17 protein-coding genes are annotated in these 24,358 nt (G+C 72.7%); 8 read left to right on the plus strand and 9 right to left on the minus strand.

The annotated features are described in order from the left end of the window. The 3 genes from cofC to C2L59_RS16015 all read left to right on the plus strand — a co-directional run. The coding region (gene cofC, locus C2L59_RS16005) for a 2-phospho-L-lactate guanylyltransferase (RefSeq protein ID WP_233223516.1) at positions 1-606 on the plus strand (606 nt) is incomplete at its 5' end. Positions 607-656: 50 nt separating this feature from the next. Next, positions 657-3,041: an RNA degradosome polyphosphate kinase gene (locus tag C2L59_RS16010; RefSeq protein ID WP_103350308.1), complete on the plus strand. Its 2,385-nt coding sequence runs from the start codon at positions 657-659 to the stop codon at positions 3,039-3,041. Further along, positions 3,038-3,991, plus strand: a complete 954-nt coding sequence (locus C2L59_RS16015; RefSeq protein ID WP_103350309.1) for an NUDIX hydrolase — start codon at positions 3,038-3,040, stop codon at positions 3,989-3,991. Before C2L59_RS16010 ends, C2L59_RS16015 begins: the two co-directional genes overlap by 4 nt. 239 nt (positions 3,992-4,230) lie before the next feature. On the opposite strand, the gene C2L59_RS16020 is transcribed toward C2L59_RS16015, so the two are convergent. From C2L59_RS16020 to leuC, 4 genes are all read right to left on the minus strand, one after another. Beyond that, positions 4,231-7,068, minus strand: coding sequence for a BTAD domain-containing putative transcriptional regulator (locus C2L59_RS16020; protein ID WP_103350310.1), 2,838 nt, complete (start codon positions 7,066-7,068; stop codon positions 4,231-4,233). Between the two features lie 700 nt (positions 7,069-7,768). After that, complete coding sequence (locus C2L59_RS16025) at positions 7,769-8,479, minus strand: HU family DNA-binding protein (RefSeq protein ID WP_103350311.1); 711 nt, start codon at positions 8,477-8,479, stop codon at positions 7,769-7,771. A 221-nt stretch (positions 8,480-8,700) separates the two neighbouring features. After that, positions 8,701-9,303 (minus strand): 3-isopropylmalate dehydratase small subunit, encoded by a 603-nt coding sequence (leuD, locus tag C2L59_RS16030; protein ID WP_103350312.1) that lies wholly within the window; start codon positions 9,301-9,303, stop codon positions 8,701-8,703. Positions 9,304-9,323: 20 nt separating this feature from the next. Further along, on the minus strand, positions 9,324-10,757 hold the full coding sequence (leuC, locus tag C2L59_RS16035; protein ID WP_103350313.1) for a 3-isopropylmalate dehydratase large subunit: 1,434 nt from the start codon (positions 10,755-10,757) through the stop codon (positions 9,324-9,326). Positions 10,758-10,898: 141 nt separating this feature from the next. Between leuC and C2L59_RS16040 the strand changes: the two genes are divergently transcribed. Both C2L59_RS16040 and C2L59_RS16045 read left to right on the plus strand, forming a co-directional pair. Continuing rightward, on the plus strand, positions 10,899-11,600 hold the full coding sequence (locus C2L59_RS16040; RefSeq protein WP_199199100.1) for an IclR family transcriptional regulator: 702 nt from the start codon (positions 10,899-10,901) through the stop codon (positions 11,598-11,600). 176 nt (positions 11,601-11,776) lie between these two features. Next, positions 11,777-12,031: a hypothetical protein gene (locus C2L59_RS16045; protein WP_103350315.1), complete on the plus strand. Its 255-nt coding sequence runs from the start codon at positions 11,777-11,779 to the stop codon at positions 12,029-12,031. A 5-nt stretch (positions 12,032-12,036) separates the two neighbouring features. Here C2L59_RS16045 and C2L59_RS16050 read toward each other — a convergent pair whose 3' ends face one another. Continuing rightward, entirely contained in the window at positions 12,037-14,088 is a 2,052-nt protein-coding gene (locus C2L59_RS16050; RefSeq protein WP_103350316.1) for a glycoside hydrolase family 3 C-terminal domain-containing protein, read from the minus strand. A 160-nt stretch (positions 14,089-14,248) separates the two neighbouring features. Here C2L59_RS16050 and C2L59_RS16055 point away from each other — a divergent pair, with 160 nt between their 5' ends. After that, the gene (locus tag C2L59_RS16055; RefSeq protein ID WP_103350317.1) at positions 14,249-14,764 is read left to right on the plus strand and encodes a hypothetical protein; all 516 of its coding nucleotides are present in this window, start codon (positions 14,249-14,251) and stop codon (positions 14,762-14,764) included. A 34-nt stretch (positions 14,765-14,798) separates the two neighbouring features. Here C2L59_RS16055 and C2L59_RS16060 read toward each other — a convergent pair whose 3' ends face one another. From C2L59_RS16060 to C2L59_RS16075, 4 genes are read right to left on the minus strand one after another with little or no spacing between them, the layout of a single operon-like run. Then, on the minus strand, positions 14,799-15,776 hold the full coding sequence (locus C2L59_RS16060) for a hypothetical protein (protein WP_103350318.1): 978 nt from the start codon (positions 15,774-15,776) through the stop codon (positions 14,799-14,801). Continuing rightward, positions 15,773-19,174 (minus strand): AAA family ATPase, encoded by a 3,402-nt coding sequence (locus C2L59_RS16065; protein ID WP_103350319.1) that lies wholly within the window; start codon positions 19,172-19,174, stop codon positions 15,773-15,775. The genes C2L59_RS16060 and C2L59_RS16065 overlap by 4 nt, the downstream gene beginning before the upstream one ends. Position 19,175: 1 nt before the next feature. Further along, entirely contained in the window at positions 19,176-20,336 is a 1,161-nt protein-coding gene (locus C2L59_RS16070; RefSeq protein ID WP_103350320.1) for an exonuclease SbcCD subunit D, read from the minus strand. A 35-nt stretch (positions 20,337-20,371) separates the two neighbouring features. Continuing rightward, positions 20,372-22,114: an ATP-binding protein gene (locus C2L59_RS16075; protein WP_103350321.1), complete on the minus strand. Its 1,743-nt coding sequence runs from the start codon at positions 22,112-22,114 to the stop codon at positions 20,372-20,374. Positions 22,115-22,323: 209 nt separating this feature from the next. Here C2L59_RS16075 and C2L59_RS16080 point away from each other — a divergent pair, with 209 nt between their 5' ends. Next, positions 22,324-22,602, plus strand: coding sequence for a hypothetical protein (locus C2L59_RS16080; RefSeq protein ID WP_103350322.1), 279 nt, complete (start codon positions 22,324-22,326; stop codon positions 22,600-22,602). A 583-nt stretch (positions 22,603-23,185) separates the two neighbouring features. Next, complete coding sequence (locus tag C2L59_RS16090) at positions 23,186-23,863, plus strand: HU family DNA-binding protein (RefSeq protein WP_103350323.1); 678 nt, start codon at positions 23,186-23,188, stop codon at positions 23,861-23,863. Positions 23,864-24,358 lie beyond the last annotated feature (495 nt).

Below are 24,358 nucleotides of genomic sequence, written 5' to 3' on the forward strand. Positions count from 1 at the left end.
CTGGTCGTGCCGATGAAACACCCCCGCGACGGCAAGTCGCGGCTGCGTGGTGCCGTCGCGGCGGATCGGCATCCCGAGCTGGTTCTCGCGCTCGCCGCCGACACGCTTGCCGCCGTTCTCTCGGCCGGGCGCGTTCGGCGGGTGCTGCTCGTCGCCGCCGATCCGGAGGCCGTCGGGGAGCTCGCCGGCCTCGGGGTCGAAGTCGAGGTCGTCGTCGAACCCGCCGAACGCTCCCTCAACGCCGCTTTCCGCCACGGCGAAGCCCTGCTCAAAGCCGACGATCCCGCCGCCGTCGTCGGCGCACTTCAAGCCGACCTCCCCGCCCTCAGCGCCGGCGATCTGACCGCCGCCCTCACCGAGGCCGCCGGGCACCGGGCCTTCGTCGCCGATCGGCAGGGCACCGGGAGCACCCTGCTGCTGGCCGCCCCCGGCGCGCCGCTCGATCCGCGGTTCGGGCCCGGGTCGGCGCGGCAGCACGCCGCGTCCGGGGCGATCGCGCTGCGCCAGGCCCTGCCGAGCCTGCGCAGCGACGTCGACACGCCCGATGATCTCGCTCACGTGCGGGCCCTCGGTGTCGGAAAACACACCGCCGAGCTGTTCATCTGACCTTCACCGCGGCCTGCGCAATCCGGCGCCGCTTAGTGAAGAATGGGGGCGTGAGCACAGACGACGGCGGCACGCCCGCACCGCGGAGGCGACGGAACCCGGCGAACGAATCCCCGGAGACGGCGAAGAAGACGACCTCCCGGGCGAACGCGGCCAAACCCGCCGGCGCCAAGAAGGTCCCGTCGAAGTCCACGGCGCGCGACACCGCCGCCCGTGCCACCGCCGGCAAGGCGCGCCCCCGCAAGACCACCGCCGCGGCCGCCACTCCGGCGCCGACGCGGCGGCGCAGCTCGACGCAGGGCAACCCGCGCGGCGCCGAGGAGTTCCGGTCCGTCCCGTCGGCGCCGCCCGCGGTCACCACCGCGCCGACCGCCGTCGAGACGCTGCCGGACGACCGGTACTTCAACCGCGAGCTGTCGTGGCAGGACTTCAACGCCCGCGTGCTCGCGCTGGCCGAGGACGAGTCGCAGCCGCTGCTGGAACGGGCCAAGTTCCTGGCCATCTTCGCGTCCAATCTGGACGAGTTCTACATGGTCCGCGTGGCCGGGCTGAAGCGCCGCGACGAGACCGGCCTGCTGGTCCGCAGCGCGGACGGGCTCACCCCGCGCGAGCAGCTCGGCTACATCGCCAAGCGCAACCAGGACCTCGTCGAGCGGCAGACCGGCGCCTTCGAGAAGCACCTGCGCCCGCAGCTGGCCGAGCAGGACATCCACATCGTCGGCTGGGCCGACCTGGCCGGCGCCGACCAGCTGCGGCTGTCCAGCTACTTCTCCGAGCAGATCTTCCCGGTCCTGACGCCCCTGGCCGTCGACCCGGCGCACCCGTTCCCGTACATCTCGGGCCTGTCCCTCAACCTCGCCGTCACGGTCCGCGACCCCGAAGGCGGCACCGAGCGCTTCGCCCGGGTGAAGGTGCCGAGCAACGTGCCGCGCCTGATGCGCGTCGAGACCGAGCGCACCAGCCGGACGGCGACGTTCCTGCCCCTCGAAGAGCTCATCGCCGCCCACCTGGGCGAGCTGTTCACCGGCATGGACGTCACCGAGCACCACGTCTTCCGCGTCACCCGCAACGCCGACTTCGAGGTCGACGAAGACCGTGACGAAGACCTCCTGCAGGCCCTCGAGCGCGAGCTGGCGCAGCGCCGCTTCGGCCCGCCGGTGCGGCTCGAGGTCGCGCAGGACATGAGCGAGCACATGCTCGAGCTGCTGCTGCGCGAGCTTGACGTCGACCCGGCCGACGTCGTCGAGGTGCCCGGTCTGCTCGACCTGACCTGCCTGCACCAGCTGTCCGCAGTGGACCGCAAGGAGCTGAAGGACCGGCCGTTCGTCCCGGCGACGCACCCGGCGTTCGGCGAGCGCGAGACGCCGAAGAGCGTCTTCGCGACGCTGCGCGAGGGCGACGTGCTGGTGCACCACCCGTACGACTCGTTCTCGACGAGCGTCCAGCGCTTCATCGAGCAGGCGGCGGCCGACTCCAAGGTCCTCGCGATCAAGCAGACCCTGTACCGGACCTCCGGCGACTCCCCGATCGTCGACGCGCTGATCGACGCGGCAGAGGCGGGCAAGCAGGTCGTCGCGCTGGTCGAGATCAAGGCGCGGTTCGACGAGCAGGCGAACATCACCTGGGCGCGGACGCTGGAACGCGCGGGCGTGCACGTCGTGTACGGCCTGGTCGGGCTGAAGACGCACTGCAAGGTGTCGATGATCGTGCGCCAGGAGGGCTCGACGATCCGCCGCTACTGCCACATCGGCACCGGCAACTACAACCCGAAGACCGCGCGGCTCTACGAGGACATCGGCCTGTTCACCGCCGACCCGAGCATCGGCGCCGACGTCACGGACCTGTTCAACGTCCTGACCGGCTACTCGCGCCAGGACACCTACCGGACGATCCTGACGTCGCCGCACGGCATCCGCCGCGGCATCGTGCGCGCGATCGGCGAGGAGATCGAGCTGGCGCGGGCCGGGCAGGCCGCCGGGATCCGGATCAAGTGCAATTCGCTGGTCGACGAGCAGGTCATCGACGCGCTCTACCACGCGTCACAGGCCGGGGTGCCGGTCGAGATCGTGGTGCGCGGCATCTGCACGCTCAAGCCCGGCGTCGAAGGGCTGTCGGAGAACATCCACGTCCGGTCGATCCTCGGCCGGTTCCTGGAGCACTCGCGTATCTTCAACTTCCGCGCCGGCGGCACGCACTGGATCGGCAGCGCGGACATGATGCACCGCAACCTGGACCGGCGGATCGAGGCGCTGGTGCGCGTCAAGGACCCGAAGCTCACCGCGCAGCTCGACAACATCTTCGACTCGGCCCTGGACCCGGCCACACGCTGCTGGGTGCTGACCGAAAGCGGCGAGTGGTCCCCGTTCCCGGCCGACGGCTCGCGCGTCCGCGACCACCAGCTGGAACTGGCGAAGCTGCACGGGGCCGCCGGATGACCCAGGAGGTACGGGCGGCCGGCGCGGTGCTGTGGCGCGTCACCGGCGGGGCGACGGAGGTCGCCCTGGTGCACCGCCCGCGGTACGACGACTGGTCACTGCCGAAGGGAAAACTGGACCCGGGCGAGACGATCGCCGAAGCCGCGGTCCGCGAGGTCCGCGAGGAAACCGGGTTCACCGCGGTCCTGGGCCGCTACCTGACCCGCACGGCGTACCCGGTGCCGTCGCGCAACGGCACCGGAACGGTCCCGAAGACGGTCGACTACTTCGCGGCGGAAGCGGTCTCCGGCGAGTTCGTCCCGAACGACGAGGTCGACGAGCTGCGCTGGCTGACCCCGACGCAGGCGGAGAAGGCGTTGACGCGCCCCGAGGACGTCCGGGTGCTGCGCTCGTTCGGCGAGCTCCCGGTGGGCCTGACAACGGTCCTGCTGGTCCGGCACGCAAAGGCGGGCAAGCGAGACGACTGGACGGGCGACGACGACCTCAGGCCGCTGTCGGAGGCGGGTCAACGCCAGGCGGCGGCCCTGCGCCGGGTCCTGACGTTGTTCGCCCCCGACCGCGTGCTGTCGGCCCCTCGCCTGCGCTGCGTACAGACGGTCCACGGAGTGGCGGAGGACGTGGGCACAGAGGTGAGGCACGAGCCGCTGCTGTCGGAGGAGGGCTACTGGCCGGACCCGGTCCTGGCCGCAGCCCGCATGCTGGCCCTGGCCGGAGACGGCGGAACCCCGGTGGTGTGCAGCCAGGGCGGCGTGATCCCGGACTTGGTGAGCACCCTGGCCGACCGAGACGGCGTGAAGATCCCAGCAGCCCGCGCAGGAGTGGTACCGAGCAAGAAGGGCTCATTCTGGGTCCTGTCATTCACCCCGCCGACAGAAGCAAAAGGCCCCCGGCTAGTGGCGGCGGACTACCACCCCAGCGCCCTGCCGGCACCAACACCAACGCACTCCTGACCGGCGGCCGGCAGGCGGCATCAGAGAGCGCAACCGGCCGCCGACAGCCGCCCAGCCGACAGCACAACCGGCCACGACGCCACCCAGTCCCCCCGCAACCCCGATCCGAAGCCCACCTGCTCGACGTCTCAGAGAAACGTGGTCCAGCCGCAACCACCGACAACTTCCACCGCCCCAAGACAGCGGTGTGACAGTCGATCTTGGTGTACTGGATCAGGGTCCCGCTGGGCTGCGCCGGGCTAGGGGTACGGCGCATCCCCGGGCGAGGGGTTTTCTGTCGGCACCGACGCCAGCAGGGCTTGGATCTCCGCGACGCGGGGATCGCCGAGGCGCTGGCTGACCGTCAGCGCCTCGGCCCAATGACCGCTCGCGTCCCGGGCCCGGCCGGTGCGGTGCTTGAGCCGGCCGAGGGTGATCTGGACGTCGATCGTTCCGTAGTCGGCGTTCAGTTCCTTCAGCTCGGCGAGGGCGGCGAGCCCGGCGCTTTCCGCCTCGTCGTACCGCCCGGCGCCTTCGAGGGCCTCGGCGACGTTCCCGAGCGCCAGCGCCGCGTGGTAGCGGTCGCCGAGGTCCGCGAAAGCCTCGTGAGCGGCCTGGGCGGCTTCGGCCGCGTGGTCGTAGTCGCGCAGGCCGATGCGGCTCGCGCTGACGTTCAGCAGCGCGTGCGGGACGAACGTGCGCTGGCCGTTGTCGCGGGCCAGGTGCACGGCCTGGAGCGCGTGCCGTTCCGCCTCGGCGTATTCGGCGCGGACGTAGTACGCGCCGGCCAGGTTGGACAGGATCGCCACGGTCAGCGCCGTGCCGTCGCCGGCTTCCGACGCCGCGCGCGCTTCCTCCAGGGCTTCGAGCGCCTTGTCGGGCTGGAGGGTGCGCAGGTAGGCCGAGCCGAGGTTGTTGGCGCTGTACTGGAGTCCGGTGTTGTCGCCGGCGTCGCGGGTGGCGGCGACCGCTGTGCGTGCGGTGGTGATCCAGTCGTCGCGGTCGTGGCGTTCGGCGAAGAAGCCGCGCAGCAGCCAGGCCAGTTTCCAGGCGTGCGCGGTCCAGCCGTGCCCGGCGGCGATGCCGACCAGCGCCGTCAGGGCCTGGCGTTCCGTGGTGTACCAGGCGATCGTCTGCTCGTGCTGTGCGAACCGGACCGCGGGCAGCGGCGCCGGGTCGAGCGTGATGTCCTCGGTGAGCAGGTCGGGGCGGACGAGCTTGTTCGCTTCGGCGACGCTCGCCACGTACCAGTCGAGGAGCCGGCGCAACGCGGCCGCGCGCTCGGCCGCCGTCGTCTCCGATTCGACGAGCTCGGCGGCGTAGACGCGCAGCAGGTCGTGGAACTGGTAGCGGTCGGTGCCGGGCTGGTTGAGCAGGTGGGCGGCGGCAAGCTGGTCGGCGAGCTCCCGGGCTTCGCGCAGGTCCGCGCCGGCCAGCGCGGCCGCCGACGACAGGGTGAAGCCGTGGCCGGGGTGCAGGCCGAGCAGCCGGAAGAAGCGGGCGGCGGCCGGGCGCAGGGCCTTGTACGACCAGGAGAACGCGGCCCGCAGGTCGGTGCCGGCGTCCTCCGGGTCGCGGAGGGTGTCGAGCCGCAGCCGCTGGTCACGGAGTTCTTCGACGATCCCGGCGAGCGAAACGCCGGAGAACCGGGAAGCGCGTTCTCCGGCCAGCGCCAGTGCCAGCGGCAGCCGGCCGCACAGCTCGACGAGTTCGGCGACGGCGCCGGGCTCGGCGGCCAGCCGCTGTGAACCGACGCTGCCGGCGAGCAGCGCGGTGGCGTCGCGGTCGTCGAACGAACGCAACGCGATCCGGCGGGCGCCGTCGCGGGCGACCAGGCCGCGCAGCTGGTTCCGGCTGGTCACCACGACCAGGTTGCCGGGCCCCGGCAGCAGCGGGCGGACCTGGTCGGCGTCGCGCGCGTTGTCGAGCAGCATCAGGGTGCGGCTGCCCGCCAGCCTGCTGCGCAGCAGCGCCGAACGTTCCTCCACTGTGGAAGGCAGCGACTCGGGCGGGACGCCGAGGGCGCGCAGGAAGCCGGCCAGCGCGGCGCCGGGCGTGACCGGGGTGTCGGCGGAGTGACCGCGCAGGTCGAGGAACAGCTGGCCGCCGGTGAAGCGGTCGCGGACGCGGTGGGACCAGTGCACAGCCAGCGACGTCTTGCCGACGCCGGCGGTGCCTTCGATGACGACGATGCCGGAGGCGCCGCCGGGCGGCAGCCGGTCGAGTTCGGCGAGTTCGGGGCCGCGCCCGGTGAACCCGGCGACGTCGAAGGGCAGCTGCCGCGGCACCGTGTGCACGGTCGGCCCGGCGTCGGCGGCGAGCAGTTCGGCGTGCAGGCGGCGGAGGTCTTCGCCCGGTTCGACGCCGAGTTCGTCGGCCAGCAACGCGCGCAGCCCGGCGTAGCGCGCCAAGGCTTCGGCGCGGCGCCCGGCGCGGGCGAGGGCGCGCACCAGCCGCTCCCACAGGGATTCCCGCAGCGGGTGCTGCGCGACGAGATCGGTCAGTTCGGCGACGAGCCGCGCATCGGGGACGAGCCCGGCGTCGAGGTCGATGCGCTGTTCGACGGCGAAGAGGTACCGCTCGGTCAGCAGCGGCCCCCATTCGGCGGCCAGCGTGGGCGAGCCGACGCCTTCGAGCGGGACACCACCCCAGTCGCCGAGGGCGGCGGTGAGCAGTTCCCGCCGCTGGGCGGGTTCGGTCGTGGCGGCGGCCTGGTCGAGGGTCTGGAGGAAGCGCAGCGCGTCCACCCGGGACGGGTCGACGACCAGCCGGTAGCCGTCCGGTTCGGTGACGACGGAGTCTTCGCCGCAGAGCCGGCGCAGGCGCATGACGTAGGTTTGCAGGCTGCCGCGGATGTGCGCGGGCGGAGTCTCGCCCCAGACACCCCGGGCGAGGGCATCGATCGACACGAGCCGCCCGGCGGCGAGCGCGAGGGTGGCGAGCAGCGCACGCTGCCGGGAACTGGTCAGCACGACCGGCGAACCGTCGAGGAGCACCTGGAACGGACCGAGGAGCCGGATGTCGATGGTGGTCGCCCCCAGGTTTCGCTCGCCCCCGCCGGCCCCGCCGGACGCGGCCCGAGGAACGCAGCGTGGCATCACTCGGCCGGGCGCTCAAGCAACTTTGGGAAATTGGACGGAACCGGTCCCGGGCCAGAGGTTGCGCCAACCGGGTGGCGGACGGCGCCGGTCCGGGCGCGGGCGCGGCCGAGGGATGACGTTGGGCGATCACCGCTGCGCGCGCTTCGCGTACCTGGAGGGGCGGCTCGCGTGCCTGGACGGTCGGTTCGCGTGCCTGGACGGCCGGTTCATTTGGGCAGGCAGCCGGTTCCAGCGCGACGGCACCCGGTTCGCCGGCGCTCCACTCGCTTCGCGAGCCGACCGGCTGGATCCGCGAGCCGACCATCCCGGTACGCGAGCCGACCGGTTGAGTTCGAGAGCCGACCGTCTGAGCACGCGAGCCGACCGGCTGAGTTCGAGAGCCGACCGTCTGAGCACGCGAGCCGACCGTCTAAGTACGCGGACTGACCGTCTGGGTACGCGAGGCGACCCTCCAGGTACGTGCGCCGACTCGCGGAGTTCGCGGAGCGAATGGAGCGTCTGCCGGGCTCCGGCGGCGTGGACCGGTTCTGCCGCACCGGCGGCAGCTCCCACGCCACCCGGGCCGGGGCCGGACATGCGGCAGGGCCCCGCGCACATCGCGCGGGCCCTGCCGGAAAAGCTGCGCGTCCAACAGGAGGTCGCCCCCAGGGGACCCCCTGATTTCACGTTACCGCAAGGGTCTGACAGTTTCGGGTGGTCAGGCCTTCTTCGCCGCGGTCGACGACGCCCGCTTGGCCGGGGCCTTCGCCGCAGTCGTCTTGCGAGCCGTGGTGGTCTTCGCCGCCGTAGTGGCCTTCGCAGCCGTAGTGGTCTTCGCAGCCGTAGTGGTCTTCGCGGCAGTCGTGGCCTTCGCAGCCGTCGCAGGCTTCGCCGCCGTCGCAGCCTTCGCGGCCGTCGTCTTCGCCGCCGTTGTCCGGGCCGTCGCCGGCTTGGCCGTCGTTGCCTTCGCGCGGCTGGTCGCGGCCTTCGGGGCCGCCTTCGTCGCCGTCGGCTTCGTCGTGGCCGCCGGCTTCGCCGCCGTCGCGCGGGTGCGCGTTGTCGTCGCTCGGGTGGTCGCCGGCTTGGCCGCCGCCGTGCGGGTGGTCGTTGCCGCTGCCGTGCGCTTGGCCGGGGTGGCCTTCGGCAGCTTCTTCGCTCCGGAAACGACGTCCTTGAACGTCGTTCCCGCGCGGAAGGCCGGCACGTTCGTCTTCTTCACCCGCACCGCTTCGCCGGTGCGCGGGTTCCGGGCCGTGCGGGCCGCGCGGGCGCGCTTTTCGAACACGCCGAAGCCGGTGATGTTGACCTTTTCGCCCTTGTTGACCGTCCGGATGATGATGTCGACCAGACCGTCGACCGCTTCGGAAGCGGCCTTCTTGTCGCCCAAGCGCTCCGTCAGCGCCTCGATCAGCTGGGCCTTGTTGGCCATGTCCAGTCCTCCAGGATGGCTCCACGGCCGCGTCGGCCGGCTAGCGACACGGTATTACCAACGCAGCACAAATTCCAAACGGCACGCGGAAACTTTCCCTTGTCGCGGGAGGGGTTCCGCCTCGCGCCGGGCCCCGGTGAAAGGGCCTGCGGAGGGCCGTCTGGCAGGAGGACGAGGGGCGGGATCCCATGCTGGGCACGGGATCCCGCCCCGGAGCCGGGTCAACCGGCGGCCACCGGCGTGGTCGTCGGCTTCCACGACGGGCGGCCCGCCTCGAAGCTGTCGATCTCACCGGCATGGCGCAACGTGAGAGCGATGTCGTCGAGGCCTTCCAGCAGCCGCCAGCGGACGTAGTCGTCGATCTGGAAGGGCGCGGTGAAGTCCTTGGCGCGCACGGTCTTGGTCTCCAGGTCGACCGTGACCTCGGTGCCGGGCTCGTTCTCGAGCAGCTTCCAGAGCAGTTCGACGTCGTGCTGCTCGCACTGCGCGGCCACCAGGCCGCCCTTGCCGGAGTTGCCGCGGAAGATGTCGGCGAACCGGGCGGAGATGACGACCCGGAAGCCGTAGTCCATCAGGGCCCAGACGGCGTGCTCGCGGGAGGAACCGGTTCCGAAGTCCGGGCCCGCGACCAGCACGCTCCCGTTCCGGAACGGCTCGGAGTTGAGGATGAAGTTCTCGTCGCCGCGCCAGGCGGCGAACAGGCCGTCCTCGAAGCCCGTCCGGGTCACCCGCTTGAGGTAGACCGCGGGGATGATCTGGTCGGTGTCCACGTTGGACCGGCGCAGCGGGACGCCGACGCCGGTGTGCTGGGTGAACGGTTCCATGGCGGTAGCTCCTCGGTGGGTCAGCGGGCGGCGGTCAGCAGGTCATCCGGCGACGACAGCGTGCCCCGGACGGCCGTGGCGGCGGCCACCAGCGGCGACACCAGGTGCGTCCGGCCACCCTTGCCCTGCCGGCCCTCGAAGTTGCGGTTCGACGTCGACGCGCTGCGCTCGCCGGGCTTCAGCTGGTCCGGGTTCATGCCCAGGCACATCGAGCAGCCGGCCTGGCGCCACTCGGCGCCGGCCGCGGTGAAGACCTCGTCGAGGCCCTCCTCCTCGGCCGCCTTGCGGACGCGCATCGAGCCGGGAACCACCAGCATCCGGACCGAGTCCGCCACCTTCCGGCCGCGCAGCACCTCGGCCGCGGCCCGCAGGTCCTCGATCCGGCCGTTGGTGCAGGAGCCGAGGAAGACGGTGTCGACGGCGATCTCGCGCAGCGGCGTGCCCGGCTTCAGGTCCATGTAGGACAGGGCTTTTTCAGCGGCGATGCGGTCGTTCTCGTCCGGGATCGCCTCCGGGTCGGGCACCTCGGCGCCCAGCGGGAGCCCCTGGCCGGGGTTGGTGCCCCAGGTCACGAACGGCGTCAGCTCGCTCGCGTTCAGGTGCACCTCGGCGTCGAACTCGGCGCCGTCGTCGGTGCGCAGCTGCCGCCAGTTCTCGACCGCCGCGTCCCAGTCCGCGCCCTGCGGCGCGTGCGGGCGGCCCTTCAGGTAGGCGAACGTCGTCTCGTCCGGCGCGATCATCCCGGCGCGGGCGCCGGCCTCGATCGACATGTTGCAGACGGTCATCCGCGCCTCCATGGACAACGCTGCGATCGCCTCCCCCCGGTACTCCAGGATGTAGCCCTGGCCGCCGCCGGTGCCGATCTTCGCGATCACCGCGAGGATGATGTCCTTCGCCGTGACGCCGGGCCGCAGCTCGCCGTCGACCGTGATCGCCATCGTCTTGAACGGGCGCAGCGGCAGCGTCTGGGTGGCCAGCACGTGCTCCACCTCGGACGTGCCGATGCCGAAGGCGATGGCGCCGAACGCGCCGTGCGTGGAGGTGTGGCTGTCGCCGCAGACCACGGTCATGCCGGGCTGGGTCAGGCCGAGCTGCGGGCCGATGACGTGCACGATGCCCTGCTCGGCGTCACCCATCGGGTGCAGCCGGACACCGAACTCCGCGCAGTTGCGGCGAAGCGTGTCGACCTGGGTGCGCGAGACCGGATCGGCGATGGGGAGCTCGATGTCGACGGTCGGGACGTTGTGGTCCTCGGTCGCGATGGTCAGGTCGGGGCGGCGCACCGGCCGCCCGGCCAGCCGGAGGCCGTCGAAAGCCTGCGGGCTGGTCACTTCGTGCAGCAGGTGGAGGTCGATGTAGAGCAGGTCCGGTTCGGCACCTTCGCCTCGGCGCACGAGGTGGCTTTCCCACACCTTCTCCGCCAGCGTGCGGGCCTTGCCGGTCGGGCTGGTCATCTCCGGCTCCTTCCACGGTTCGTCGTCGAACTCGGGCGCGCACCTGCGAACGGGATGCGAGCCGCGAAGGAGGGCGCAGCTCGAGTTCAGGGTTTTCCCAGATGCTGGACTTCCCAAAGTGCGGGACGCTAGTATCGGGTCGTGGGACAGCATAGCGGTATCGGAGTACTGGACAAAGCAGTGGCCGTCCTGCAGGCGGTCGCGGACGACCCCTGCGGCCTCGCGGAACTGTGCACGCGGACGGGCCTGCCCCGGGCCACCGCGCACCGGCTCGCGGTGGGCCTGGAGGTGCACCGGCTGCTGCGCCGCGGCCCGGACGGCCGCTGGCGCCCCGGTACGGCGCTGGCCGAGCTGGCGGGCGGTTCGACGGACCCCCTCCTCGACGCGGCGGGCGTGGTCCTGCCGAAGCTGCGCGACGTCACGGGCGAAAGCGTCCAGCTCTACCGGCGGGACGGCATCCAGCGCGTGTGCGTCTCGACGGCCGAGCCACCGAGCGGCCTGCGCGACACGGTCCCGGTGGGATCCCGCCTGCCGATGACGGCGGGCTCGGGCGCAAAGGTCCTGGCCGCCTGGGCGGACCCGCACACGCAGCGCACGATCCTGGCGGACGCGGTCTTCGGCGAGCGAACCCTCCTGGAGGTCCGCCGCCGCGGCTGGGCGCAAAGCGTGGCCGAGCGAGAGCCAGGCGTGGCGAGCATCTCAGCCCCCGTCCGCGACTCGGCGGGAACGGTGGTGGCAGCGGTGTCGGTATCGGGCCCCATCGAGCGCATAGGCCGGAAGCCGGGCGCACGCTGGGCAGCAGACCTCCTGGCCGCGGCAGACGCCCTGCAGGAACGGTTGTAACCCACAGCGGCGGCACAGCGCCCTCCTACCGCAATCCCCCCATCGCACCAGGTCCGGCCGCCCAAGATGACACCCAGGTCACCGGTGTGCACCTGTTCGGGTGACCCTCGCCGAAACCGCGTATTCGGTGACCGCCGTCACGTCTCCTTGAGGACAGCACCACAAAGGGGGAGACCATGACCACCGAACTGAACCGCCGGGCGCTGGCGATGCTGCGGGCCGTCGGGGCCGGGCGGGCCGAGCTCACCTGCAGCTGTGAACCCGATCTGCGGGTCGACGGCCTGCCGTGCTGCGACCAGGCCACCGCCCACCAGCTGGCGCGGGCCGGGCTGATCCGGCCGGCCGGGGTCGTCGCCGTCGGGCAGTGGACGCGCGCGGAACTCACCGCCGACGGGCTGCGGGCTCTCGGTGGGACGCTCGCCGCCGCCTGAGCGGCTCAGCGCCGGACGAGCGCCTGCAGGGGCAGGGAGCGGGACGAGTCGCCGACCGACACCGTGAACGCTCCCGGCACCGGCTGCCACGCGTGCCGGCCCGTGTCCCAGACCGAAAAGTCGCGCGCGTCCAGCCGGATCGTCACGCGCTGGGCCTGCCCCGGCGTCAGCGAAACCCGCGAGAACCCCTTGAGCTGGCGCGGTGGCTCGCCCGCGGCCGCCGGGAAGCCCAGGTAGAGCTGGGCGACCTCGGCGCCCGCGCGACCTCCCGTGTTCCGCACCGTGAACGTCGCCGTGGCGCCGTCGCCGGTGGTGCGCACCCGCAGGTCCGAGAAGGCGAACGTCGTGTACGACAGGCCGTGGCCGAACGGGAACAGCGGCGTGCGGTCCTGCGCGTCGAACCAGCGGTAGCCGACCTGCAGGCCCTCCGAATAAGTCGCGACGCCGCCGACGCCCGGGAACTGCGCCGGCGTGTTCGCCGGGGTGTCGGCGTCCGAAGCCGGGAACGTGACCGGCAGCTTCGCCGACGGGTTGACGTCGCCGAAGAGCACGCTCGCCACCGCCGCGCCGTCCTGCTGGCCGGGGTACCACGCCTGGAGGATCGCCGGCACGCGGGACGCCCACGGCATCAGCACCGGGCCGCCGCTCTTCACCACGACCACGGTGTGCGGGTTCGCCTCGGCGACGGCCGCCACCAGCGCGTCCTGGTCGCCGTCCAAAGCCAGGCTCGGCCGGTCCTTGCCCTCGGTCTCGTTGTCGCCGACCATCACGACGCTGACGTCGGCGGTGCGGGCCAGCGCGGCCGCCCGGGCCGGGTCGCTGCCGTCGTCCAAGGTCACCGCCGCGTCCGGGACGCGCTGCTGCAGGCCCGGCAGCGGGTCCACTGTGGACGTCGGGATGACGGCCGAGCTGCCGCCGCCACCGGTCTTGGCCTTGGTCGCGAACGGCCCGATCAGCGCGATCGACCGCACGCCCGCGTCGATCGGGAGCTGGGCGTGTTCGTTGCGCAGCAGCACCATGCCGCGTTCGGCGAACTCCTTCGCGGCCGCGTCGTGCCGGGCGGTGGGCAGCGGGGTGAGCGCCGGTGGGTGGTCGAACTGGCCGACGGCGAACATCGTGCGGAACCGCGGCAGCAGCAGCTCGCCGACCCGCCGTTCGGTCACCTGCCCGGCCAGCACGGCCTGCTTCAGCTTCTCGCCGTACCAGGTGCCGTCGATCATTTCGAGGTTCATGCCCGCGTTCGCCGACCCGACGGTGCTGTGCGCGGCGCCCCAGTCCGACTGGACGAACCCCGTGAATCCCCAGTCGTCTCGCAGCTTGTCCTGCAGCAACGCCGGGTTCTCGCACGTGAAGACGCCGTTGATCTTCGGGTAGGCGCACATCACCGAGCCGGCGCGGCCTTCGGTGACCGCCTGTTCGAAGTGCGGCAGGTAGATCTCGTTGAGCGTCCGCTCGTCGATGTGCTCGTCGATGCTCTGGCGCTGCGTCTCCTGGTTGTTGGCCGCGTAGTGCTTGACCTCGGCGATGGTGCCGTTCTCCTGGATGCCGCGGATGTCGGCGGCCGCCAGCGCGCCGACGAGGAACGGGTCCTCCCCCATGCCTTCGAACGTCCGGCCGTTGCGCGGGACGCGGGCGATGTTGATGTCGGGCCCCTCGGACACGTTGTGCGCGAGCGCGCGGGTCTCGCTGCCGATCAGCCGGCCGTACCGGCGCGCGACGCCGGTGTCGAACGTCGACGCCAGCGCCATCGTGGCCGGCAGCGCGGTCGCCGGTTTCTGCGGTTTGTCGTCGGCCGGGCCCATTCCCGCCGGGCCGTTGGCGATGCGGAACCCCGGCACGCCCAGCCGCGGGATGGGCGGCACGAACCGCTGGTGCTCGGCGTCGGGCTGCAGGTGCAGCTGGGAGATCTTCTCGTCCAGGGTCATCGCGGCGACGAGCTCCGCGGCCCGGCGGTCCGGCGACTGGCGGGCGTCGCGCCAGGGTTGCGCGTCCGCGGCCGCCGGCGTCGCCGGCGACAACCCCAGGACCACGACGAGAACGAGCGGGCCGATGCGCATCGAGTCTCCCTCGCGAGGACTGGACCAATGGCGGACAAGCTAACCCATACGTGATCGGGAAACATAGGCTTGATTACGTTCACGTACTTGAATTTTCGCATGGGTGCAACCATTTCCCCGGCTCAAGCGTGGAAGGAGTACCGAGGGAGAGGGAGAAACAATGGTCAAGAAAACCCTGATCGGCCTAATGGTGGCGAGCGCGGCGACGCTTTCGCTGTCAGCCCCGGCGCACGCGGCCGGCGAAGTCTGGTGGGGGCTGACCGCACAGGTCGAACCGGGCGGCCGGATCGACGCGGAGGTGCACGCGGGCCTGGGGAACGGGTGCACGCCCAGAGGCCCGGTGACGTCGGCGGGCTTCGCCGCTCCGCTGGCGTGGACCGAAGGCGGCAACTTCGGCCGGTACGGCGGTCACACCACGGCGATCAAGCGGCCCGGCACGTACACCGCGTCGTTCCCGTGCTCGGACGGCCGGAAGGCGACCGGCTCGTTCACGATCACCGGCACCCCGCCGCCCCCGTCGTCGACGACCCCCAAGCCGCCGCCCACGAAGCCGACGACGACGACCTCCGCCAAGCCGAAGCCGCCGGCCACCCCGAAGCCGGCCACGCCGGCGAAACCGCAGGTCGCGGTCAAGCCGGCCGGGGCGCCGCAGACCGGGGACGGCTCGCTGGGCTGATCATCCACAAAGGACCACGGCCGCCGCCCGGGGCTCACCGGGCGGCGGCCAGCCGCAGCGCGCGGTAGACGAACTGCTGGTCACCCAGCCGGTGGCGCAGGTCCCGCTCCAGCCCGGCGATCGGGTACAGGTTCTGCGGCGCCCGCGAGTCCTTGTAGGCGACGGAGGCGAATCGGCCCAGCACCGACTGCGTCAGGTTGGCCAGCTCGGCCACCTCCGCGCGCCCGAGGTGCGGCGCCGCCTCCACGCGCACGACCCCCGACCACGGCGGGCCGCCCGCCGACGGCAGCCGCAGGTACCACGAATGGCGGACCCAGGTCGTGCCCATCAGGAACACCGGCGTGCGCTGGTGCGCGCCGAGCCGGCCGACGAGGGAGTTGAGCTCGCCGGGCAGGTACGTCGTCTGGTGGCTCTTGATGAACCCGACGGTCCGCTCGAGGTGCGCGCGGCCGCGCAGCGGGCCGTCCACGACCAGCAGGTCGCCGCGCACGTGGCCGGCGATCGCCGTGCGCGCCCGGATCGCCGTCTCCAGCTCCGTTTCGGCCAGCTGCTCCTGCAACGCCGAGGACAGCACCACCGGCAGCGGCTTGTCCTCCTTCGCCGCCGCGCGGTGCGCCGTGTAGACCCCGGCCGGGGTGGCGATGTCGTCGGCCTGCGGGGCGACCGTGAACAGCCCGCGCCGGACGTCGGTCCCGACGACGTGCGCCCGCCCGTCGCAGCAGCACACGACCCCGGCCGCGTAGGACGCGCAGATGCCGATCGACGCCGAGTTCGTCCCGGCCGGGTCGTCGATCCAGACCCGCGCGTCGATCCGCCGGACGCCGTCGACGAAACACACCGCTTCCGGCTGCGGGACCGGTGACGGGTCGATCGGGGCCCATTCGGCCGCCGGCACCTCGAGGTCGAGCTCGACCTCGGCCTGGGACCGGCCGAGGTCCTCGGCTTCCAGGGAGCTGCCGTAGCCCGGGTCCCAGGCGTCGATGCTGAAGTTCATCCCGGCCACCGCGGTCATGCGCCCTCCCTGGCGATGTGCGAGCCGGTGCCGTCCCTGCTCACCAGGAACCGCACCGGGACGCGCTCGGCGAGCGCCGGCACGTGCGTGATCACCCCGACCATCCGGCTGCCGGTCGCGGCGAGGTTTTCCAATGTGGACGCCACGACGTCGAGGGTGGCCTCGTCCAGCGTCCCGAAACCTTCGTCGAGGAAGATCGACTCCAGCCGGGTCGCGCCCTCGGCCGCCATCGCGCCCAGCTGCGAAGACAGCGCGAGGGCCAGCGAGAGCGACGCCTGGAACGTCTCGCCGCCCGACAGTGTCTTCACCGGGCGGCGGGCGTCGGCCTCGTTGTGGTCCACCACCAGGAAGTCGCCCTTGTCGTGGGTCAGCTCGAACTGGCCGCCGGACAGCTCCAGCAGCGACGCCGACGCCTCGGCGACCAGCGTGTCGAGCGCCCCGGCGATCAGCCAGCGCGGGAACTTGTCCGAGCGCAGGAGATCCGCGAGCAGCCGCGCGACCTGGGCGTCGGACTCCGCGGCCGCGATGTCCCCCTGCAGCCCGGCCACCCGGGCGACGCGCCGCTGCATCTCCGTGTGGTCGGCCTCCGCGCGGGCCCGGGCGGCCGCGACGGCGACCGGGACGCGGTCCCGCACCGGCCCGTCCGGCACGGAGACGCCGAGCGCGGTGACGTCGTCGGCGACCGCGCGTTCGGCCACGCGCAACGCTTCGGCGGCCGCCCCTTCGGCGGTGGCCGCCGCGGCCAGCCCTTCGCGGTGGGCGCCCGCCTGGCGCGCGGCCCATTCCGTGAGCGCGGTCCAGGCTTCCAGGAGGCTTTCGCCGTCGATCGGTGGCGCGCCGAGGCGGACCAGCGGGTCGCGCGCCCGGGACAGCCGCTGCCGTTCGGCGTCGACCTGCGCGCTGATGCCGTCCTGCGCTTCGGCCGCGCGTTTCGCGGCGGCCCGCGCGGTCCGCAGCTCCGCGTCCGCCGCCTTCGCGGCTTCTTCGAGCGAAGCGACCTTCACCAGCTGCTCGGTGAGGACCTCGGCCGAAGGCGCACCGGCCAGCGTTTCGACGAGTTCGCCGTGGCGGCGCCGGGCGTTCGCCCACCCGGTGCTCGCCGACTGCTCGGCCAGCGCCGCCTCTTCCGCCCGCTTCCGCCGTTGTTCGGCGCTGCGCTCGGCGGAGGCGAGGTCGTCGGCCGCGACGGCGGCCTCCTTGCCCGCGGCTTCGGCGGCGGCTTCCAGGGAAGCCAGCACGGTACGGCGTTCGGCCAGCGCGGAGGCCGCCCACGTGGTCAGGCGCTGCCAAGCCGCCGGGACGTCGTCGGCGTCGATCGCCGGCGCGCCCAGCTCGACCAGGGGATCGCGGGCCGCCCGCAACGCTTCCCGGGCGGCCGCGACGGACTTCCCGAGGACATCGGCGTCGTGCTGGGCCGCCGCGCGTTCGGCGCGGGCCGCGGCCAGTTCCGCGTCCGCCGCGCGCGCCGACTCCGCGACCTGGGCGCGGGCGTCGATCGTCGCGGACAGCCACTCCCCTCGTTCCCGTACGGCGGCGACGAGATCCGCGTAATCCTGCTCCGAGAAAGTGGCCTCGACCGGCCGGCGCAGCACCGGCGACCCGGGCGGGCCGTCGACACCCACGAGCGCCGCACGCAGTTCTTCCGCCTGCGCGGCCGCTGACGCGCTCGCGTCGGCGTCGCGGTCCACCGCGCGTTCCAGCTTGCGCAGCGCGGACTCGGCGGTGGCGCGGTCCCCTTCCGCGCGCTCGAGGCGTTCCTTCGCCTCGGCCAGGTGGGCGTGCCCGCCCGCGTCCGGCAGCGTCGAGACCTCCTGCTCGCACACCGGGCACGCGTGCCCGACGGCGAGCCCGGCCCGCAGCACCAGGGCCTGCCCGGCGCGTCCGGCTTCGGCCAGCGCGGCCTTGGCTTCGGTGACTTCGGTGTCGGCGCGTGCGAAGGCGGTGCGCGCGGCTTCGAGCTCCTTCCGGCGCGCGGCCTGCTCCGGCGCGGCCTTCCGTTGCGCGTCGCACACCGTATAAAGCGTGCGGGCGTCGGAGCGGGCGGCGGCGAGCGGCGCGACGTCCGGCTGCGCGGCCAGCGCCGCACGCGCTCCGGCGTCGGCGGCCTCGGCGGCGCCGAGCCGGGTGGCCGCCTGCGCCGTGCGGTTCGCCACGCGGGCCGCTTCCGCCGTCAGGTCCCCGAGCTCCGCGGGCGGCCGCAGCCCGGCCAGGCGATCGCGGTCCTGCCGGGCCTTCGCGGCTTCGGCGGCGGCGGTTTCGGCCGTGCGGGCCGTGGTGTCCCGGTTCGTCCGGGCCGCTTCGACGAGCGACACCGCTTCGGCGACCGCGACGGCGGCGGCGTCCTTGGCCTGCGTGGCCGCCGTTGCGGCCTCCGCCAGGCCGGGGAGGGCCCGCTCGGTCGCGGTGAGTTCCGTGCGGTCGGCGCGGATCCGTTCGAGCTCGCTGCGCGCCGGAGCGGCGGCGAGCGCGGCCCGGGCCGTTTCGTCCGCCGTTTCCGCCGCCGCCAGCCCGGCCCGGGCCTTCGTGGCCGCGTCCGCCGCCGCCCGGCGCCGGGTTTCGAGGTCTTCGACACCGGCCGGGCGGTCCACCGCGTCGAGGACGGCCAGCTCCTGCGTCAGCGTGGCGACGTGTTGGCGGGCTTCGTCGTGCGCGTGGGCCGCGTCGTGCAGGCCCGGCAGGGCCGCGGTCACCCGCGCATCCAGGTCGGCCAGCGCCGTCATCCGCGCGGCCAGTTCCCCGACGGCTTCCCCGGTGGCGTCGGCGTAGCTGCCGAGCTGCTCGGTGAGGACGGCGGCCCGCTGCTTCTGCTGCTCCGCTGTCACGCCCGCGCGGCGCCCGATCCGCTCGTAGACCTCCAGGCCCAGCAGCTTGATGAGGATCTTCTGCCGGTCGGCGGCCTTCGCGTGCAGGAACTCCGCGAAGTCGCCCTGGGGCAGCGCCACGCAGGTGCAGAAGTGCTTGAACGTCAACCCGAGCAGGCGTTCGATCGCCGGGGTCACCTCGGAGTCCGCGGCGATGGCCTCGGCGTCGTCCTCCGGACCGCCCAGCGCGGTGCGGTCGGCGAGCCGTTCGAGGCGGACGTTCTTCACGCTGACCGTGGGTTTCTTGCCGCCACTGCGCCGGACTTCCCGCACCACGTGGTAGCGCGCGCCGCCGGCGTCGAAGACCAGCCGCACGGTGGCGCGGTTCACCGTCGGCGCCAGCGCGGGCGCGACGAGACCTTCGTGGTCCCAGCGCGCGACGGACCCGTACAGCGCGAAGGTCAGGGCGTCGATCACCGTGCTCTTGCCCGCGCCGGTCGGCCCGACGAGCGCGAAGTAGTCCGTGTCTTCGAAGCTGACTTCGGTCTTCTCGCGGAAGGACGCGAAGCCGGTCATCTCCAGCAGCACTGGCCGCATGTCACACCCCGCTCGTCTCTTCGTCGTGCAGCCGCGCGAAGAGCGTCTGCACGCGTTTGTCGTCGACGGTCCGCTCCGCGCAGTAGGCCGCGAACAGCTCCCCCGGCGAGCGGTCCGCGACCGCGCGATCGCCGCCCGCTGTCGTCACGGGGGCGGCGAACTCCGGGTCGATGCGGATTTCCAGGGCGTTCGGCAGGGCTTCCTGGATGTCCTCGCGCAGGCCGGCCCTGGTCGCCTCGCGGACGTAGACGCGGAGGTAGTCCTCGCCGAACTCTTCGGCGCGGCCGGTCAGTTCCGCCACCGTGCCGTGCACCGTCCGCAGCTTCCGCCCGGCGGTCAGCGGGATGTCGGTGATCTTCGCCGGCGTGGCGGGACCCACCTCGACCGACAGCACGACGCTGGTGTTGTCCTGCTCCCCGAAGTCGACGGCGAACGGCGAACCGCTGTAGTGCACCGGGCACGCGGCGGGCAGCGACTGGCGCCGGTGCAGGTGGCCGAGCGCGACGTAGTGCGGGTCGGCGCCGAACGCCGTCGCGGGCACGTGGTACTCGAAGATGGACTGCGCCGCGCGTTCCCCGCCGCCCATCGCGCCGCCGGTCACCGTCAGGTGCGCCATGACGAGGTTCACCGCGCCGTCGGTGAACCCGGACTTGAGGTGGTCCAGGATGTCGCGCACGCGCTGGTCGTACTGGCCGACGTTGTCCGCCGGGGTCCCGGTGAGCAGCTCCGCGGCGCGGACCGCGTAGCGCTGGGAAAGGAAGGGCAGCACGGCGACGTTGACGCGCTCGCCCGTCGAACGCGCGTCGAACGAGACGACGCCGCCGTCGTGGACCGGGCGCGGGTCGCCGGTGAGCTGGATGCCCGCAGCCTTCAGCAGCGGCCGGTACGCCTCGAAGGTCGCGGCGTGGTCGTGGTTCCCCGCGATCGCGATCACCTCGGCGCCGGTTTCGCGCAGCGCCATCAGCGCCCGCACCACGAGTTCCTGCGCGGCCGCCGACGGCGCCGACGTCTCGTACAGGTCACCCGCGACGAGGATCGCGTCGAACTGCCCGTCCCGCGCGATCCGGACGATCTCGCCGAGCACGGCCCGCTGCTCGTCGAGCCGGTTGCGGCCCTTGAGCGTCTTGCCGATGTGCCAGTCGGAGGTGTGCAGGAACTTCACCCTTCGTCCTTCCGTTCGGTGGGTGGGCGGCGGGCTCAGAACGGCGGCGGGTCGTCACCGAAGGGATCGCTGCCGCGCGAAGGGAGGCCGGCGAACGGATCGCTCTTCTTCGACGCAGCCGTGGTCGTGGGGATCTGCCCGGCCTCGGAAAGCCGCGTGGCCCAGGCGGGGAAGGGGAAGCCGACGGCGATCGGCACCGGGATCTCCGGCTGGCTCACGAACATCGTGCCCGGCGTGGCGAGCGTGGCGCGGACCCGCTGGCTGGCCGGGAGAAAGCCGTACTCGGGCCGCGAGGCCTCGGCCGCGTCGAGGCGCCCGACGATCCGCACCGAGCTGTTGCTGACGATCCGGCGTTCGACCTCGCTCGCGGTCTGCTGCGCGCCGACCAGGATGACGCCGAGGGAGCGCCCGCGCTCGGCGATGTCCAGCAGCACCTCCTTGATCGGGCTGCTGCCTTCCCGCGGCGCGTACTTGTTCAGCTCGTCCAGCATGGTGAACAGCAGCCCGCCCGGGCCGGCGGCCTCCTTACGCGCGGTCTCGGCCGCGAGCGTCACGCCGACGACGAACCGCTGCGCGCGCTCGACGAGGTTGTGGATGTCCACCACGGTCACCTGCTGGTTCTCCGTGGACAGCCGGCGGGCCGGGTGGTCGGCGAGGTCGCCGCGGATCAGGCCGTTCAGCGCGCGCTGGCTCGAGCGCAGGCGGCGGATGAAGGCGTTGACCGTGCCGGCGCCGGTGACCGCGCCCGCCCAGCTCGCGCGGGTCTCTTCGTCGGTGACGCGATCGCAGATGACGTCGATGAGTTCGGCGTAGGTGCGGCACAGGACGCCGTCGACGGTCGCGGCGCCGTCCTTGCCCGCCGGGGTGCTGTCGTGGCGCAGGCGGTTCGCGACCTGGTGGATGACCATCGTGTACTGGTTGCGCTCGTCCTCGGCGTCGGCGAAGACGTAGGGCAGCAGGTCGTTGGCGCAGAACTCCGCGATGGTCCACCAGAAGGCGCCGACGCCGGAGGTCCGCCCGGTGACGTAAGGCTTCCCCGTGGTGTCCGACGGCGTGGGCGGCGCGTAGAAGCCGACGGACGCGAAGGGCTCGGCGGGCAGGCCCAGCTTGGCGTACGCGGCCTTGAGCTTTTCGTCGAGGTGGACGTTCGGGGTGTCGAGGAACAGCAGGTCCTCGCCCTTGACGGAGAAGACGAGGGCCTTGGCGTTGTGGGCGTTGGGCAGGGCGCCGCCGCGGAAGATCGAGTGCAGCAGGAACAACGCGAACGACGTCTTGGTGGCGACGCCGGAGACCCCGGAGATGCTGACGTGCGCGCCGCGGGTGCCGTCGAGGAAGTCCATGTTGAGGTAGACGGGTTCGCCGTCCCGGCCCAGCCCGACCGCCACCTGACGGGTCATGTTGTCGAAGTACAGCGCCTGCGCGCGATCCTCCCCCTTGGCGCGCTCGACGACCGACCCCGGCTTCGGCGGGACGTAGCACTCTGGCTCGACGCGGGTGGTGGCGATCTCGGCGATCTCCTGCACCTGGGCGGGCAGGACCCCGTCGGAGATCAGGAAGACGTCGCTGCCGAAGCTGGCCCCCTCGTGCCGCGCGGTCACCTGCGTCACGACGCCGTAGGAGGTGACTTCGCCGAGCCCGGGCAGCTCCCGCCGGGTCACGACGACGTCGTCGAGCTGCAGATAGGCGTCCGGATCGACGGCCACCCGGAACTGCAGCGGCGTCGAGTCCTCGGTGCCTGCCACCCGTCCGACGACGGTGGTGAGCGTCTCCTGGTCCACGGTTCTCCCTGTCGCACCCGGGTCTTCCTCCCGCGGCAGACTAGCCCGGGGGCACGACAGTCCCGCGCCCAACACGGCGGTTGCCGCAAGGGGTACCGGAGCCGTCACCGCAGGCCACGACTGCGCCGAACGAGTGAGCTCACCCCGTGGGGGTGATCTTTCGTCCCCGTGGCGCCCTTTCCGTCACCGGCCGAACATCCGGACCCGGCGTGCCGGAGCGGTTCGATGAACCAGCCGACGCACCGGCCGGGTTCGCGGTGAAGCTGGGCAGCCCGGTCCCGGACGCCGGGCTGTTCGCGGACGACGCCATCGCCGAACTCGTGCTGCAACCGACGACACGATCCAGCTCGGCCCCGATCCTGAACCAGCGCGCGTGGCTCTACCGGACGGTGCACCACATGGTGTGCGCCGCCGGGCGGCACCGGCGACGGATCGACGACGCCGATGTCCACAAGCTCGCCGACCGCCTGCGCACACGGGCCGGATGAGAAAGGTCCTGGCCGCGGCGGAAGGAGCCGGCTGACCGTCGCTGTCCCGGGCTCCTCCACCAGGTCCTGCAGCGGGCGTTCGCCGATCTCGGGGCCTACACCCCGGGCACCACGACGACCGGTACACCGGGGAGATCGCCCGCGGCGGCCGCGGAGTTACTGCCCGGCGGTCAATCCCGCCTTCCGGCCCCCCGGCGGCCGGCCGGCGGGGGGCCGCTCGGGGTCCTCCGGGCGGCCCGCGATCCCCCGCCGCTGCGCGGGATCGGGCTCCGGGTGGGCCCGGACACACGCCGGGGTGCCCTCTTCGGCGTGTCGCGGCAAAAGTTCTCCGGAAGGGCCTCTGGTCCTATATGGACGACCACTGTGGACGGCTCCGGTACCGGGTTTTGCCTGCTCAGGGGCATGGTGGAGGTTCGGGGCGCGCGGCCGGTCGCGTCCGGGCCGGGGCTCCACGGGGACGGAACCCGCCCCCGCACAAGGAAATATTTCGACCCCCGGTTGGATTTTGTGCGGTATTGGTAATACCGTGTGCAGTGTCGGCCGAGATGGGCCGTGACTAGTAGTTCCACTATGGAGGACTGGAATGACGAACAAGGCCCAGCTGATCGAGGCGCTGTCGGAGCGTCTGGGCGACAAGAAGGTGGCTTCGCAGGCCGTTGACGGTCTGGTGGACATCATCATCCGGACGGTCAACAAGGGCGAAAAGGTCAACATCACCGGCTTCGGGGTGTTCGAGAAGCGCGCTCGCGCCGCCCGGACCGCGCGCAACCCGCGCACCGGTGAGGCCGTGCGGGTGAAGAAGACCAACGTGCCCGCGTTCCGCGCCGGGACCACGTTCAAGGACGTCATCTCCGGCACCAAGAAGCTGCCGAAGGCCACCCCGGTCAAGCGCGCCACCACGGCGACGACCAGCACGCGGGCGACCGCCACCAAGACCGCCGCGGCCGCCGCGCCGGCCAAGGCGACGACGACCCGCACCACCCGCGCGGCGGCGGCCAAGCCGGCCACCACGCGTTCGACCACGACGCGCACCCGCACCGCGGCCGCGAAGCCGGCGGCGAAGGCCACGGCGACCAAGGCGGCCCCGAAGGCGGCCGCGGCCAAGACCACGGCGGCCAAGGCCACCACGGCGAAGGCGACGACCACCTCCCGGGCGAAGACGGCCGCCGCCAAGCCGGCCGCGACCAAGACCGCCGCGGCGAAGAAGACCACGGCTGCGAAGGCCCCGGCCAAGCGCACGTCGGCCGCCAAGAAGAAGTAACACCGGCGACCTCGGAAGGGCCCCGCACCTGCCTGGTGCGGGGCCCTTCCGCCGTTTCGGGCCGGTTTGGCCGGGTGGCGTGGATGCGGGGCTTCGGGCCGCCGGACGCGGGATCGCCTGCTGGCGAGCGGGCTTCGGCAAGGGGCTGAAGGTGCCGCCGCCGGCCGCGAGATTTCCCCCCGCCGAGCGCAAGGGCCGCCTGCCGCAGGGGCTGAGCTCGGCAAGGGACAAAAAGTCGAGCGCCGGCTGCTGCCGCGGGAATCCCCGCCCCAGCCGAGCGCTGAGGGCCGCCTGCCGCGCGGCGGAACTCGCCAGGCCCGAGTCGAGCGCCGCCGGAATCCCGTCCCGCCGGCCCTCAGATCGCCTCTCGCGGAGCCACCCTCACCCAGCGGCCACTGAGCCCCCAGACCGAGCGCCGAGCTTTCCAGCGCACGCTCGCGGCGCCCAACCAAGGGCCGAGGCCACCACCTCACCAACCCTTCCGCCGCAATCCCC

This window comes from Amycolatopsis sp. CA-128772 (assembly GCF_002904295.1).
Taxonomy (GTDB): Bacteria; Actinomycetota; Actinomycetes; order Mycobacteriales; family Pseudonocardiaceae; genus Amycolatopsis.

Excerpts from the sequence above, each read along its gene's own strand:
- C2L59_RS16020 (WP_103350310.1), bottom strand. The coding sequence starts at position 7,068 with ATGCCACGCTGCGTTCCTCGGGCCGCGTCCGGCGGGGCCGGCGGGGGC.
- C2L59_RS16050 (WP_103350316.1), bottom strand. The coding sequence starts at position 14,088 with ATGCGCATCGGCCCGCTCGTTCTCGTCGTGGTCCTGGGGTTGTCGCCG.
- C2L59_RS16060 (WP_103350318.1), bottom strand. The coding sequence starts at position 15,776 with ATGACCGCGGTGGCCGGGATGAACTTCAGCATCGACGCCTGGGACCCG.
- C2L59_RS16055 (WP_103350317.1), top strand. The coding sequence starts at position 14,249 with ATGGTCAAGAAAACCCTGATCGGCCTAATGGTGGCGAGCGCGGCGACG.
- leuD (WP_103350312.1), bottom strand. The coding sequence starts at position 9,303 with ATGGAACCGTTCACCCAGCACACCGGCGTCGGCGTCCCGCTGCGCCGG.
- C2L59_RS16090 (WP_103350323.1), top strand. The coding sequence starts at position 23,186 with ATGACGAACAAGGCCCAGCTGATCGAGGCGCTGTCGGAGCGTCTGGGC.
- C2L59_RS16025 (WP_103350311.1), bottom strand. The coding sequence starts at position 8,479 with ATGGCCAACAAGGCCCAGCTGATCGAGGCGCTGACGGAGCGCTTGGGC.
- C2L59_RS16065 (WP_103350319.1), bottom strand. The coding sequence starts at position 19,174 with ATGCGGCCAGTGCTGCTGGAGATGACCGGCTTCGCGTCCTTCCGCGAG.
- C2L59_RS16015 (WP_103350309.1), top strand. The coding sequence starts at position 3,038 with ATGACCCAGGAGGTACGGGCGGCCGGCGCGGTGCTGTGGCGCGTCACC.
- leuC (WP_103350313.1), bottom strand. The coding sequence starts at position 10,757 with ATGACCAGCCCGACCGGCAAGGCCCGCACGCTGGCGGAGAAGGTGTGG.
- C2L59_RS16045 (WP_103350315.1), top strand. The coding sequence starts at position 11,777 with ATGACCACCGAACTGAACCGCCGGGCGCTGGCGATGCTGCGGGCCGTC.